Annotated in this window: 14 protein-coding genes and 1 pseudogene; 12 read left to right on the plus strand and 3 right to left on the minus strand. The window is 62.9% G+C overall.

Annotated elements, in window-relative coordinates:
* Positions 1–56: 56 nt before the first annotated feature.
* The 7 genes and pseudogenes from M1D78_RS11430 to M1D78_RS11460 all read left to right on the plus strand — a co-directional run bounded on the left by M1D78_RS11430 (position 57) and on the right by M1D78_RS11460 (position 6,466).
* Complete coding sequence (locus M1D78_RS11430) at positions 57–452, plus strand: MerR family transcriptional regulator (protein ID WP_437419150.1); 396 nt, start codon at positions 57–59, stop codon at positions 450–452.
* Positions 453–753: 301 nt separating this feature from the next.
* Positions 754–1,839 (plus strand): TRAP transporter substrate-binding protein, encoded by a 1,086-nt coding sequence (locus M1D78_RS11435; RefSeq protein ID WP_437419149.1) that lies wholly within the window; start codon positions 754–756, stop codon positions 1,837–1,839.
* A gap of 77 nt (positions 1,840–1,916) precedes the next feature.
* A complete protein-coding gene (locus M1D78_RS11440; protein WP_437419148.1) occupies positions 1,917–2,528 on the plus strand; it encodes a TRAP transporter small permease subunit in 612 nt (203 codons plus the stop codon).
* 16 nt (positions 2,529–2,544) lie between these two features.
* Complete coding sequence (locus tag M1D78_RS11445) at positions 2,545–3,912, plus strand: TRAP transporter large permease (RefSeq protein WP_437419147.1); 1,368 nt, start codon at positions 2,545–2,547, stop codon at positions 3,910–3,912.
* A gap of 134 nt (positions 3,913–4,046) precedes the next feature.
* Positions 4,047–5,558, plus strand: a complete 1,512-nt coding sequence (locus M1D78_RS11450; RefSeq protein WP_437419146.1) for a sigma-54 interaction domain-containing protein — start codon at positions 4,047–4,049, stop codon at positions 5,556–5,558.
* A gap of 107 nt (positions 5,559–5,665) precedes the next feature.
* Positions 5,666–6,141 (plus strand): annotated as a pseudogene (locus tag M1D78_RS11455) (N-acetyltransferase family protein).
* A 22-nt stretch (positions 6,142–6,163) separates the two neighbouring features.
* Positions 6,164–6,466, plus strand: coding sequence for a chorismate mutase (locus tag M1D78_RS11460; RefSeq protein ID WP_437419145.1), 303 nt, complete (start codon positions 6,164–6,166; stop codon positions 6,464–6,466).
* Positions 6,467–6,490: 24 nt separating this feature from the next.
* On the opposite strand, the gene M1D78_RS11465 is transcribed toward M1D78_RS11460, so the two are convergent.
* Positions 6,491–7,261, minus strand: a complete 771-nt coding sequence (locus tag M1D78_RS11465) for a 3-hydroxybutyrate dehydrogenase (protein WP_437419144.1) — start codon at positions 7,259–7,261, stop codon at positions 6,491–6,493.
* 1,087 nt (positions 7,262–8,348) lie between these two features.
* Positions 8,349–9,416, minus strand: a complete 1,068-nt coding sequence (locus M1D78_RS11470) for a zinc-binding metallopeptidase family protein (protein ID WP_437419143.1) — start codon at positions 9,414–9,416, stop codon at positions 8,349–8,351.
* Between the two features lie 141 nt (positions 9,417–9,557).
* On the opposite strand from M1D78_RS11470, the gene M1D78_RS11475 reads away from it, so the two are divergent.
* From M1D78_RS11475 to M1D78_RS11495, 5 genes are all read left to right on the plus strand, one after another.
* Positions 9,558–9,956, plus strand: a complete 399-nt coding sequence (locus M1D78_RS11475) for a DoxX family protein (protein ID WP_437419142.1) — start codon at positions 9,558–9,560, stop codon at positions 9,954–9,956.
* 75 nt (positions 9,957–10,031) lie between these two features.
* Complete coding sequence (locus M1D78_RS11480) at positions 10,032–10,436, plus strand: hypothetical protein (RefSeq protein WP_437419141.1); 405 nt, start codon at positions 10,032–10,034, stop codon at positions 10,434–10,436.
* A 279-nt stretch (positions 10,437–10,715) separates the two neighbouring features.
* Complete coding sequence (locus M1D78_RS11485; protein ID WP_437419140.1) at positions 10,716–11,711, plus strand: DctP family TRAP transporter solute-binding subunit; 996 nt, start codon at positions 10,716–10,718, stop codon at positions 11,709–11,711.
* 48 nt (positions 11,712–11,759) lie between these two features.
* Positions 11,760–12,236, plus strand: a complete 477-nt coding sequence (locus M1D78_RS11490) for a TRAP transporter small permease (protein WP_437419139.1) — start codon at positions 11,760–11,762, stop codon at positions 12,234–12,236.
* On the plus strand, positions 12,226–13,521 hold the full coding sequence (locus tag M1D78_RS11495) for a TRAP transporter large permease (RefSeq protein ID WP_437419138.1): 1,296 nt from the start codon (positions 12,226–12,228) through the stop codon (positions 13,519–13,521). The genes M1D78_RS11490 and M1D78_RS11495 overlap by 11 nt, the downstream gene beginning before the upstream one ends.
* Positions 13,522–13,603: 82 nt before the next feature.
* On the opposite strand, the gene M1D78_RS11500 is transcribed toward M1D78_RS11495, so the two are convergent.
* Positions 13,604–14,503 (minus strand): LysR family transcriptional regulator, encoded by a 900-nt coding sequence (locus tag M1D78_RS11500; RefSeq protein ID WP_437419137.1) that lies wholly within the window; start codon positions 14,501–14,503, stop codon positions 13,604–13,606.
* Positions 14,504–14,569 lie beyond the last annotated feature (66 nt).

Consider the following 14,569-nt stretch of genomic DNA (forward strand, 5'->3'; position numbering starts at 1 on the left):
GCACGCACCCGGCTCGACGCGAGCCGCGGGTGGATAGGCAGGACTGGATTACCTTCATGGCAAAGCAGACGTACAGCATTTCCGATTTGGCCAACGAGCTCGACATCACCACCCGCGCCATCCGCTTCTACGAAGAACAAGGCATGCTCTCGCCGACCCGCCGCGGTCAGGAACGCATCTACAGTCCGAAGGATCGGGTTGCCCTCAAGCTCATCCTGCGCGGCAAGCGCATCGGCTTCTCGTTAGCCGAGTGTAAAACTCTGATCGAACTCTACGACCCCAAGGCCGGCAACCAGAAGCAGCTGAACATCATGCTTGGCATGATCGCCGAGCGCCGCCAGCAGCTCGAACAGCAGCTGCTGGATATCCAACAGATGCAACTTGAACTCGACACCGCCGAGGAACGTTGCCTGACCGCGCTCAAGACCACCTTGGGCAAGGAAGCGAGCTAAGCGCTGACGTGAGCGGGCCGAACCGTCCAGTGAGCTGGACAGGCTTCCAGATTTCTGGACACACGACTCCAGCCGCTCGGCGGCTGTCCAGCCACCTGGACACCACCGACCTGCTCCAACCGGCTAAACCGCTCTAAACCGGCCGCTCCAGCCTGATTTCCCGGTCAGGCATAGAACCTGCTAAGTCTTTCCACACAACGCCAGATCCCCAGGTGGCACGTATGGCTGCGGCCGTTTCGTTTGCCGCCCGGCCCAAACGCCGGTTCTGGCCCAGAACAACAAGAAAGAAGGAAAACCTGCAATGTCGATTACCAAGAAGCTGTCCCGTCTCGCCTGTGCCATTGGCGCCACCACCGTGCTCGGTGCCAGCCTGGTTGGCGGCCACGCCGTAGCCGCGGAGAAGATTCGCTGGCAAGTCCCGCTGGCCTTTCCATCGCATCTGATCGGCCTGACCACACCCATCAAGCATCTTTCCGAATCGCTCAAGGCCATTTCTGGCGGCGACATCCAGCTGCGCTACTACGAGCCGGGCGAACTGGTGCCGCCGTTCGAAATCATGGATGCGGTCAGCAACGGCAAGTACCCAGCCGGCTACACCTGGATTGGCTATGATCAGGGCACCATCGCTGCGCTGCCACTGTATTCCGGCGCGCCGTTCAACATGGAACCGCCGGCTTATCTGGCCTGGTACTACGAAGGCGACGGTAAGAAGCTGCTCGAGGAGATCTACGCTCAGCGCAACATCCATCCGATGCTCTGCAGCATCATCGGCCCGGAGGGTGCCGGCTGGTTCTCCAAACCAATCGAAAAGCTCGAAGACATTGACGGCCTGCGTATTCGCTTCGCCGGCATCGGCGGCAAGGTGCTGGAGAAACTCGGCGCCTCGGTGACCATGGTGCCGGGTGGCGAGATCTACCAGGCGTTGGAACGCAAGACGATCGACGCCACCGAGTTCTCTCAGCCTGCCGTCGACAAGATGCTGGGCCTCGACCAGATCATCAAGAACTACGTCATGCCGGGCTGGCACCAGACGCTGACCACCTCGCATCTGCTGGTCAATAAGGGCGTGTGGGACAAGCTGGAGCCGCAAAGCCGCGCGCTGATCGAGATGGGTTGCGAATCGGCCACGCTCAAAGGTTTCGCCGAAAGCGAGTGGGCCCAGCCCACTGCCCTGCGCGACTACGAGAAGCAGGGCGTGAAGGCCCAGGTGCTGCCGGAGCCGGTGTTGCGCGAACTGGAACGTGTGACCAACGAAGTGCTGGACGAGATCGCTGCGAAGGACGAGATGTTCAACCGCGTCCTGACCAGCCAGCGCAACTTCATGAAGCACCACTCCATCTGGCAGAGCAAAGGCTACCTGCCACGCGACTACTACCAGTACGACTGAGGCCTGGCGCCGCTCAGCGGGCGCGCCGCCAGGGTGCGCCCGCTCCCTCTTATGGTCCGGACTGTCGAGGTGAGATCGTGTCCGCTGCTCCTGTATCCGAAACGCCCGGTAGCGTCGCGCCTGGCGATCCGCTACCCCATAACCGGTTATCCCACTGGCTCGACCGGGCGCTCGTCGCGATCGGCGAAGCCAGCGCCTGGATCTGGTTGCTGGTGCTGGCCGTCGTGCTGGCCAACGTCTTCAGCCGCTTCGTGCTCGCACGCGGTTCGATCGCCCTGGAAGAGCTCTCCTGGCACCTGTTCGGTGCGGTGCTGATGCTTTCGCTCGCCTATGCGGTGGTGCGCGATGATCATGTGCGGGTCGATGTGTTGCGCGAAAAATTCAGCTTGCGCAGCCAGGCCATGATCGAGCTGCTCGCTATCCTGTTTCTCGCGCTTCCGATCGTGGTGCTGATGGTCGACGCCCTCGTACCGTTCGCTTACCAGGCGTACATCTACGACGAGCGCTCTCAGGCCCCAAGCGGCCTGCCGCATCGCTTCATCTTCAAGAGTGTGTTTCCGCTCGGGTTGACGCTGGTCGCCCTGGCACTGCTGTCACGCGCAAGCCGCTGCAGCACCTTCCTGTTCAACTTCCCGCGGGCGCTCGCCGCCCCCCGGCATGACCGCGACCGCGGCCATGCGCAGCCCTGATGGAGCCGTCTTGATCATGGGTCTGGAACAAATTCTCGTCATCGCGATGTTCGCCTCGTTCATGGGGCTCCTGCTGCTGGGCTTCCCAGTCGCCTGGTCGCTGGCCGGCATCGGACTGTTGTTCGCCGTGCTCGGTCATGTGCTGGTCGAGCACTACGATGCCGATCTCTGGTTCACGTGGGATGGCACCATTGGCGTCCTGGATGCGCGCATCTATGGCATCGTCGCCAACGAACTCATGGTTGCCCTGCCACTGTTCATTTTCATGGGCATCATGCTCGACCGCTCCGGCATCGCCGAGCGGCTGATGCACAGCCTGGTCCGGGTGCTCGGCCCGTTGCGCGGCGGCTACGCCGTGACAGTGGTGCTGGTGGGTATTCTGCTTGCCGCATCTACCGGCATCGTCGGTGCCTCGGTGGCGCTTCTCGGCATGCTCTCCATCGGGCCGATGCTGCAGGCCAAATACAACAAGAGCCTGGCGGTCGGCACGGCCTGCTCCGTTGGTACGTTGGGCATTCTTATCCCGCCGAGCATCATGCTGGTGCTGATGGCCGACCGGCTAGGCACCTCCGAAGCGTCCGTGGGCAAGCTGTTCATGGGCGCGCTAATTCCGGGGATGATGCTGGCGCTGATGTACATCCTCTACATCGTGGTAGTCGCCTGGCTGAAGAAAGATTTTGCGCCCGCTCCGGCCAACCGGCAGAAGCTCGATGCAAAGGCATTGGTCGACGTGTTCTGGGCCGTCGTGCCGCCGTTCGTGCTGATCCTCGCGGTGCTCGGCTCGATCTTTTTCGGGATCGCGACCACCACCGAAGCCTCGGCTGTCGGTGCCTTCGGCGCGGTGCTGATGGCGGCGTTCAGCCGCAGACTGAACATGGCGGTGCTGAAAGACGCGCTCTACCAGACCAGCCGCACCGCGGCGTTCATCTTCGGCATCTTCATCGGCGCCACGGTATTCGCTGCGGTGCTTCGCGGTTTGGGCGGCGACGATGTCATTCGCGCAGCGCTCACCGGGCTGCCGTTCGGCCAGACGGGAGTTCTGCTGACGGTACTGCTGATCACCTTCCTGCTCGGCTTTTTCCTCGACTGGGTGGAGATCACCCTGATCATCCTGCCGCTGGTCGCGCCTGTGCTGTTCTCGATGGGTGTCGACCCGCTGTGGTTCGCGATCCTCTTCGCGCTTTGCCTGCAGACATCTTTCCTCACGCCGCCAGTGGGTTTCGCGCTGTTCTACATCAAGGGCGTCTGCCCGCCAGAGGTGACCACGCGGGATGTTTACCTGGGTGTGCTGCCTTACATCCTCATCCAGCTGCTGGGGCTCGCACTGGTGTTCTTCTTCGCGCCTTTGGCGACCTGGCTGCCGAACGAGGTGTACGCGCAGTAAAACGACCTGCGTTGGCGATACTGCATGGCTTGCCTCGCCAACGTTTTCAGGCTGGTTCGTGGCGGGCCGGTCGCCTTGCTCCGCACAACCGGCGCCTCCCATAATCGGCCGATCGAAACCGGACAGCTCCGCTCATGGCAATTGCACGCAACGACCTCGACCACAACGGCCTGATCATCGGGGTCTCGCCTGAGCGCTTTCGCGCGGTGGCGATGCCGCTCCTGTTTGACCACCTGAACGCCCAGTGCGAAGGCACCATCGCGGTAAACCGGCAGGCACGCATCGTCTGGATAAACGACAAATATGCCGAGAAGATTGGCATCAGCGATCCGCGCAGCGTGTTAGGCAAAGAGGTCGAGGAGGTCTTGCCGGCCAGCCGCCTGCGCGAGGTAGTCGACAGTGGCCTGCCGAGCATGCTCGACCTCATGGCGTTCGGCGACGAACACTTCGTCGTCACCCGTATCCCGCTCCGCGATGAAGACGGCACCCTCGTAGGGGCCCTGGGGTTCGTCCTGTTCGACCGCGCCCGGCACCTCAAGCCGCTCATGTCCAAGTTCAACGTACTGCAGACCCAGCTTGTCGCGACGCAGAACGAACTGGCCAAGGCTCGCCGTGCCCGCTATACGATCGCAGGGTTCATCGGTACCAGCCCGGCCGCGAGCGAGGTGAAGCGTCAGGCTCGGCGCGCCGCGCAGCTGGATGCGACGGTGCTTATCCGAGGTGAAACCGGCACCGGCAAAGAGCTGCTTGCCCAAGGCATCCACAACCTGTCCCCGCGCGCCAATGGGCCATTCGTTGCGGTAAACGTAGCGGCGATTCCAGAGACGCTGGTCGAAGCCGAGCTGTTCGGCACCGCACCCGGCGCCTTCACTGGCGCCGACCGCAAGGCGCGCATCGGCAAGTTCGAAGTGGCCAATGGCGGCACCCTGTTTCTCGACGAAATTGGTGACCTGCCGCTGGCCCTTCAAGCCAAGCTGTTGCGCGTGCTGCAGGAGCAGGAGATCGAGCCGCTGGGCTCCAACCAGGTCAAACCGCTCAACGTGCGGGTGATCGCCGCCACACATATCGACCTCGAAGCGAAGGTGGCCGCGGGCGAATTTCGTGACGATCTTTACTACCGCCTCAACGTGCTCGCATTGAAGGTGCCGCCTTTACGTGAGCGCGCCAGCGACATCCCTTCGGTCATCGAGCACCTGCTCGACGACATCGCCAACCGCTCGGGCCAGGCGCCCATGGAACTGACGGCCGATGCGATTGCGCTGCTCTGTCACCAGCCCTGGCGCGGGAACGTTCGTGAACTCGGCAACTTGCTGGAACGGGCCCAGCTAAGCACCGATGGCGCGCCACTCGAAGCCAAGCACTTCCTGCCACTGCTAGCCGACCAAACCAGCAAGCCGGCGCCACCAGCCGCCGCGCTCATTGAAGTCGCCGCCACAAGTGCTGGCACTGCAGGGTTGGAAACCGCAGCCAGTGACCCCGCTCCACTGCAACGCCTTGCCGAAAGCATCGCCCAAGCTGAACGCCGCGCCCTGCAAAGCGCCCTGCTCGCCTGCAAAGGCAACCGCCGCCGGGCCGCTACCGAACTTGGCATCTCGCGCGCCAGCCTTTATTCGAAGCTGCAACTGCACGGTTTGAGCGAGCGTTGATCAGGCGCAACCTATCCTGACGATGCCACTCGCCAGCGCGTTGTGGTGCATGGCGGGCGGCGCTAAGGTGGTAGCAGCACCGTTAAGACAGCCGCAGGATGCGCCTCATGACGTTTAGCCTCCGCCCCGTCCAGCCGGACGACCTTGCCGCGATTTGCCGCTGGCCGGAAACCGCGACCGAGCTCTACTACTGTTTCCCAAGGCTCGTTACCCATTGACCGTTGGGCAATTGTCCGCGGCAATTGCGCAGCGTGCCGAGTCGACCGTGGTGTGCCTGTCGAACCGGCCGGTTGCGTTCGCGAACTTTTACCGATGGGAACAAGGCGGCGTATGCGCAATCGGCAATGTGATGGTGGATTCGAGCGCCCGACGCCTCGGTGCTGCCAGCATGCTGGTCGAGCACTTATGCCGACTCGCTTTCGATCGTTATGGAGCCAGCGAAGTGCGCGTGTCCTGCTTCAATCACAATACGGCCGGATTGCTGTTCTATCCGAAACTGGGCTTCATGCCCATCAGCATCGAGCCGCGCGAAGGGCTCGATGGCGAGCGCCTCGCACTGATCCATATGCGCCGCGAAAGATAACCAGAACCGACGGGAGTCCACCATGCATCCAGCCGCCAACTGCACCTCGCTCGACGAAGTCCGCCAGAACATCGACCGTATCGACGAAGCGTTGGTCGCGCTTCTTGCCGAGCGTGGGCGGTACGTGAAGCGCGCGGCAGCGTTCAAAAAGACCAGCGACGATGTGAGGGCACCTCAGCGGGTCGAGCGGGTCATCGAAAAGGTCCGCGCGCTGGCGACCACTCTGCAGGCGAACCCCGACATCACCGAACAGATATATCGGGCGATGATCGCCGGGTTCATCGAGGCCGAACTGGCAGAGCATGCGGCATTGCGAGCCAATTAACTCACGCGCGTGCGATTCTTAGCGCTACTGCGCCACCCAGCCACCGTCCATGTTCCATGCGACACCACGGACCTGCTTTGCGGCGTCGCTGCATAGGAACAGCGCCAATTCGCCCAGCTGCTCCGGCGTAACGAAGTCCAACGAAGGTTGTTTTTCCATCAGCAATTCGCGGGTCGCCCGTTGGACGTCGCCATGGGCCTTGGCGTTGTTGTCGATCTGCTGCTGGACCAGCGGCGTCAGGACCCAGCCGGGGCATAGCGCATTGCAGGTGATACCCGTCGTCGCCGTTTCCAGCGCCACACTTTTCGTGAGCCCGAGCAGTCCGTGCTTGGCTGCGACGTAGGCCGATTTACCGGCCGAGGCGACCAGACCGTGAGCGGACGAGATATTGATGATCCGGCCCCAGTTGCGCTGACGCATGCCAGGTAACACCAGGCGAATGGTGTGAAACGCCGAGGAGAGGTTGACGGCGATGATGCTGTCCCAGCGCTCGACCGGAAACTGTTCAATCGGCGCGACATGCTGAATACCGGCGTTGTTGACCAGCACATCGACGCGGCCTAAGTCGCGCTCGGCCTGGCGAACCATGTCGGCGATCTGCTCGGCATCGGAAACGTCGGCCGGATGATGCCGTACGCGCGTGCCGAAGGCAGCCACATGCGCAATAGCTCCCTCCGAATCGCCGAATCCATTGAGCATCACGTCTGCACCAGCCTCGGCCAGCTTGCTGGCGATGCCAAGGCCGATACCGCTGGTGGAGCCCGTCACGAGGGCGATTTTGCCGTGCAGGTTCATGGCTGGCCCTCGGTATTAAGCGGACGCAGCAGCGGGTTGAAGAATGAAGCGAACGACACGAGGCAGGCCGAAGGGGCGGCCGAGGCGGCAATGGACTTCATGGGCGGTTTCCTTGTTGTTCTAGTTGTCTCGCCCGGTCAGAGAACCGGTCGAACAAGCCTGACCCTAGACCCGGAGCGAAAGACGTGCCAATTCAGGTGTCGCACGCCGATTGATCGGTAGCGTCCGTTAACGCCAGCGTCTGTGTGGTATCGCGCCGGCTTGGCACGGCGGCTGGGGTCATTTTGCAGCCCTGAAAATGTCCGCAACCTTGGACATGCCTACCCCACGCGACACCCCCGATGTGGGCCTGTCCGGCCGGATGGACGCATAACCTGGGCAAGCGCTCGGTAGGCGTTAGCTTGTTTGAGATTCGGCCGACGACGTGCCCTGGATCGCCAGCAAGCTGGCTACTACGGGACGGAGGTTGTCCTGGCGGTCCAAATGAACTGCCAGCACAGAGGTTGAGGCCTAGCACGCACCGCCGATGCGCTTCATAGGAGCGAGCTTGCTCGCGATCTGGTTGCCGGCGTGCCCTGGATCGCCAGCAAGCTGGCTCCTACGGGACGGAGCTTGTTCTGGCGGCCCAAGTGAAGCGACTGCCAGTACAGAGGCCGAGGCTTAGCATGCACCGCCGATGCGCTTCGTAGGAGCGAGCTTGCTCGCGATCCGGAAGCCGCCCTGCCCTGGATCGCCAGCAAGCTGGCTCCTACGGGACGGAGCGTGTCCTGGCGGCCCAAATGAAGCAACTGCCAGCACAGAGGGCGAGGCCTAGCACGCCGCCGATGCGCTTCGTAGGAGCGAGCTTGCTCGCGATCCGGCTGTCGGCGTGCCCTGGATCGCCAGCAAGCTGGCTCCTACGGGACGGAGTTTGTCCTTCCGGCTCAACTGCTGTCGGCTGTAGGACAAAGCTCTGCTTTCCACCCGGCAGGCCGGAGAGAGGGTTTGCCTTGGATGCGGGTAGAACCAGCGCCTAGAGCTGCCAACGTGCGGACTAGGGCCAAGGTGACGGAAGTGACGCGCTATCCCCCGCCGAGCGTCCGTCCGATCATCTTGCGTTCAGCAAATACTCGGTGAGGGTCCGCGTGCACGCCTGGATGCCACCTTCGGTGATCAGTTCATAGCCATGGGTATTCTCGGTGGGAATCGCCAGGCAACCAGCTTGCGGTGAAGAGCCAGAGCCGAGCACAGCACTTGCATCCGAGGCGAAGCCCGGCATCAGGGCAGGCTGGGGCGTGTAACCGCAGCGGACGGCAGCGGCGAACAGGGCATCGGACAGCGCCTTGGTGTAAAGCCCCTTCTCATCGCCGGTCAGGATGATCGGATCGGCGCACAACCGGGTGCCGTATTCCTCGGCGATCGGGCCTACCTCGAGTGCGATGCAGGCCAGGCCGGGAAGCGTACGGGCAGCGTATTGCGCACCGGAATTGGTTTCTTCTTCGTTGGTGGTAAACACGAAATAGACGTCCTGAGCGAGTTCGCCCTTGCGTCCCGCCAACTCCTCGGCAGAGCGCAGGGCTGCGACCACGGGTGCGCGATCGTCGAGGAAATGAGCGGCGATCGCGTCGTGCACGCGGAACGGACGCCGCCAGTGCTGGCTTAGCACAACACGCGTGCCGGGCCGTACGCCCATTCGTGCAAGCTCTTCCGTGGTCCGGCGAGTGATCACGTGCACATCGCGCCATTGGACATTGCCGCTCAGGATGTCCATTGACTGGCTGGACTCGGGCGTACCGTGCATGGTGCCGAATGAAAGCACACCGGGCAGGTTTTCCGACTCACCCATGATGTCGACCGGGCACATACCGAAATTGACCGGAAACGCGCCACCCAACGCCACTACGTGGAGACGGCCATCATCGGCAACGCGCTTGACCACCATCGCGATCTCGTCCTGGTGTGCCATCACTCGAATTGCGTTGGCCTGCGCCACGTCGCGTGAAGCGCCCTCAGCACGTATCCAACCCACCAGATTGTTTGCCGCGTCCAGCCAGACCTCATCACAGCTGGCCTCTAGCGACTCACGGCAAAGCGTCCGCACCTCTTCCTCCTGACCGCCCGGCCCGCGCGCCATCAGCAAACGCTCTAGCAAGGCAAAATCGGCTTCCTCAGACATGCTGTCCTCCTTATTCGTCTTCAGCGCTAGGACAGCGCAGCGCCTTGGCCGTGCGAAGAAAAATAGCCGGCGCCATAACGCGACCGCAGCAATCTGCCGCTAGGCTTTGTGTGCGACTCACCGCCTTTCGGAGAAATGGAAATGACAGATGACGTAGGCAAACTGGTTCTGCGGGTAAGTGTTGGCTTGATGATGCTGCTGCACGGCATCGCCAAGCTGTCAGGCGGCGTCGGAGGTATTGCAGGAATGCTGGCGGGACGTGGCCTGCCGGAGTTCTTCGCCTATGGCGTCTACCTGGGCGAGGTGGTCGGCCCGTTGTTGGTCATCATCGGCCTGTTCACACGCATCGGCGCGCTGCTGATGATCGGCAACATGCTGGTTGCTCTGCTCCTTGCGCATATGGCCGAACTCTTTTCACTGGGCCAGATGGGCGGTTGGGCGTTGGAAACCCAGGGGCTGTTCCTGTTCGGCTCGGTGGCGATCGCACTGCTTGGTGCCGGCCGTTACAGCGTCGGTGGTGTGCACGGCCGCTTCAACTAGCTTGAGGCTAGGCGCGCCCGGGTAGCCGCCGAACGGTGGGTGCATCCGGGCGCCGCCTCGCTATGATCAGCGGCCATGACGACTGCCATTCCGATTCGCTCCCCTTGCCCGCCCGGCGCCTGCATCTGCCGGCGCGAGCAAATGCTCGAGGCACCCGAGAGCCATGACCTTCGCATCCTTCGGCTAACGCGCGCCGAGGAAAATCGCTTGCTTGAACGGCTGGAAAACCTGAAGAGCCTCGAAGATCTGGAGCGCCTGCAGCAACGCATCCAGGATCAGCTGGGCATTCTCATGGCCATCGCACCCGGACCGAACGAAGTGCGCAGCATGCGCGGTATCCGCATCGAAATCGCTGAGCAGCCAGGCCTCTGTCGCAAGACACGCCAGTCGATTCCCGCCGCCATACGCCGCGGGCTGGAAAAGCGCCCCGAGATCGCCTTCGCGCTGCTCAACACCCACGACCTGCTACGCGACGCCTGACCTAGGCACGACCAAAGACGAGGCGCCCGACAATGGCGCTCCCAGATGCCATCTGCGATAGTGACGCGGCCAGTGAATCGCCGCTGGCAACCCCCAGCCCACAAGGCTTGCGGGTTATGTGACGCATCAAGTGCCCAGCTGATCAACCGTACAGCCGCTCGCGTCCTTTTTTCTCGCGCTACCCGCGCGTCCCGTGGCTCACCGGCCACCAAGCCTGTCACCCATCGGCGCCAGGCCGTTCGCTAATAAAACCAAAACTGATCCGAACAAGGACGCCTCATGAAACTGACTCGCTGCCTTACTGCATTGGCCGCCGCCGCGGCGCTGTCCGCGACCTTCTCGGCCGCTGCCCGTGAATACTCCGTCTCTACCGTGCTCTCCGATGCATTCCCATGGGGCCAAGCGGCGCAAAAGTGGGCCGACCTGGTAGCCGAGCGCTCCAACGGCGAAATTACCCTGCGCGTCTACCCTAACGCGCAACTCGTCGCGGGCGACCAGACCAAAGAGTTCTCAGCGATGCGCTCGGGCCTGATCGACATGGCCGTTGGTTCCACGATCAACTGGTCGCCGCAAGTGCCGGAGCTGAACCTCTTCTCGCTGCCCTTCCTGATGGCCGACAGTGCCGACCTCGACGCCATTACCGGGGGCGAAGCCGGCCAGCAGGCCTTTGCTGCCATCGAGAAGCGCGGCATCGTCCCGCTGGCCTGGGGTGAGAATGGCTTCCGTGAGATTTCAAATTCGGTCAAGCCGGTCAAGACGCCTGCCGATCTCTCTGGCCTGAAGATTCGTGTCGTAGGCTCTCCGCTGTTCCAGGACACGTTCAGCGCCCTCGGCGCCAACCCGACGCAAATGAGCTGGGCCGACGCCAAACCGGCACTGACCACAGGTGCCGTCGACGGTCAGGAAAACCCGCTGTCGGTATTTGACGTTGCGCGTGTCGACCAGGTCGGCCAGAAGTACTTGACCCTCTGGCACTACATGGCCGACCCGCTGGTCTTCGCCGTCAACCAGCGTGTCTGGAAGCAGTTGCCGGAAGCGGATCGCGAAATACTGCGTCAGGCCGCCATTGACGCTGGTAAGTGGGAAATCGAGCTGTCACGCAGCGCCGAAGCCAAGCGGCTTGAGGACATTCGCGCCCGTGGCGTCGAGGTGACCGAGCTGAGCGATGCCGAGCATCAGGCCTTTGTCGAAGCCACCCGCGTAGTCCATGAGAAGTGGGCGCCGAAGATTGGTGCCGAGCTGATCGAAGCTGCACGCACCGCCATCGCTGAGTAAACACCGCTTTGCCCGGCGGCGCGGGGCCGCCGGGGTTCGAGGACTTTCATGGACAATCGACAGGACGCGCGCCTTGAGCGCGTGCTGGCCACCCTGGCGCTGGTGATCATCGGCCTGATCAGCCTCGCCAACGTAGTGGTTCGCTATTTCACCAATGCATCCTTTGCTTTCACTGAAGAAATCTCCGTTTTCTTGCTGGTGATCCTCACATTCGCCGGCGCTTCGGTGGCGATGCGCAGCAACCGGCACATCCGTATCGGCTTCGTCGAACGGCTGTTCCCGCAACTGCGCGTACCGCTGATCCTCTTGCAATGGTTGGCCGGCGCGCTCGTGCTAGGGCTGGTGCTCTGGTACGGCGGCCAGTTCGCGTTGGAAGAATACCAGTGGGAATCGGAGTCGCCTGGCCTCGGCCTGCCAAATTGGTGGTACGTGGTCTGGCTGCCGCTGTTGGCGCTGCTGATGCTGGTACGCCTGACGCAGATGACCATCGACCGCCTGCGCGGGAGGCTTAGCGATGAGCCCTGATGTCTGGATGCTCGCCAGCTTCCTGTTGTTGCTGCTGATTGGTGTACCGGTGGCCTTCTCCCTCGCCTTGTCCGGTGCGATCGGCATCATTGCCGGGCTTTCGCCGGACATGCTCGCCACGCTCGGCACCAACACCTACAACGGGGTCGCCAAATACCCATTGATCGCCATTCCGCTGTTCATCCTGACCGGTCTGGTGTTCGAGAAATCCGGCGTGGCGCTGCGCCTGGTGCGCTTTGCCCAGGCATTGATCGGCCCGCGGCATGGCGGATTGGCAATGGTCGCCATTCTGGTCTGCCTGATCATGGGCGGCATGAGCGGCTCAGGACCGGCTGATGCTGCCGCGGTCGCCATGGTGATGTTGCCGAGCATGACCCGCGCCGGCTATCCCAAGCCCTTCTCCGCGACCCTGATCGCCGCGTCGGCCTCCACCGCGATTCTGATCCCGCCGTCAATCGCGCTGATCCTCTACTCCATCGTCGTACCCGGCGTGGACCTGCGCGCGCTGTTCGCGGCAGGCCTGTTCCCCGGCATCATCGCGGGGCTGGTGCTGCTGCTTCCGGCCTGGCTGCTTTCACGTCGCTACGGCTGGGAGAGCCCCGAAGGAGCCGAACGTCCACCACTGGGCGAAAGCTTCCGCCAGGCACTGCCGGCGCTGTTCGCGCCGGTGCTGATTCTGGGCGGTCTGCGCAGCGGGCTGTTTACACCTACCGAAGCGGCCGTGGCTGGCGTGACCTACGGCGTGCTGGTCGGCCTGTTCGTCACCCGCGAGCTGGACTGGCGAAACCTCTGGCGCCTCTGCGGCGAGGCGGCAGTCATTTCCGGCGTGGTCATGCTGATCATTGCCCTGGCCGGGATCTTCGCCTGGGCCGGCACCATGCTCGGCACCTTCCGCCACCTGGCCGAATGGTTGATCTCGCTGTCGGATAACGGCGCGGTACTGCTGATTCTGGTGATGGTCGCCGTGCTGCTTGCGGGGATGTTGCTCGATGCGATCTCGATCTACCTGATCCTGATGCCGATCCTCATCCCGGTCATGCAGCATTTCGGCTGGAACCCCGTTTGGTTCGGCATCCTCTTGGCGATGAACATCGCCATCGGGCAGTTCACGCCGCCGGTCGCAATCAACCTGATGGTGACCGCCGAGGTCGCGAAAATCCGCCTGGAGCAAACGGTCGGCTGGGCCCTGTTGTTCGTCGTGGTCATGGGCAGCGCGCTGGTGCTGGTAGCCCTATTCCCCGAAATCGCGCTGTGGCTGCCAAGGGTGCTGGGTTACGCGGTGTGAACCGCCCGTCTGTCCCGGGGCGCTCGTGCGTGTTTGCTGATCTGTAGAGGCACCCGCCTGGGCTGAGGAAGCGCCCGCAACCTCAGCCCTTTTCCATCAACTCCACCACCCAATCGATAAACACGCGCAGCTTCGCGCTGACATGCCGGTTCGGTGGGTAGGCGATGTACATCGGCATCGGGTCGAGCGTCCAGTCCTCGAACAAAGGTGTCAGCTCGCCGCGCTCCAGTGGCGCCCTCGCCATGTAATCCGGCAACCACAGCACACCCAACCCCGCCAGACCGGCCGCCAGATAAGCGTTGCCGTCATCGACCGACAGCACATGGTGCCCCTGCACGCTGATGCGCTCGTCGCCGCGATGCATGGCGTAGGGCAAGGCCTTGCCGGTGCGCGCCCAGAGGAAGCCGATGGTGCGGTGCTGGCTGTTTTCAAGCTCCACCGGATGCCGCGGCGTCCCGGCTCGTTCCAGATAATCCGGTGCGGCGTACACGGCCAGCCGCAGGTGCCCGATGGGCCGCGCCATGAGCGACAGGTCGGTCAGCTCGCCACCCCGCACCACGCAATCGACGTTTTCGTCGATCAGATCGACCTTGCGGTCGCTCACGCCCAGGTCGAGTTGAATCTCCGGAAACCGCGCATGGAAGGCCGGCAGCGCGGGTATCAGAATCAGCCGTGCAAAGGGGCTCGGTACATCCACACGAAGGCGGCCACGCGGCGCAGTGGCTGCGCCGGAAAGGCTCGTCTCGGCGTCATCCAGATCGGCCAGCAGCTGCACCACACGCTCGTAGTAGGCGGCGCCATCGGCCGTGACGTTGACCTTGCGCGTGGTGCGGTTGAGCAGCCGCACGCGCAGCCGTGCCTCCAACTGCTGGATCAGCTGGGTGACGCTGGTACGGCTCAGGTGCAGCGTTTCGGCCGCCTTGGTGAAGCTCCCGGTCTCGACGACACGGGCGAAGGCCTGCATGGCGGCGAAGCGATCCATGGCATGTTCTCGTGCTTGATTGTTTGGAATTCGCAAACGGTGCTGGTCAGGCTCGCGAGTTTATCC

The organism is Pseudomonas sp. SA195, from assembly GCF_054131565.1.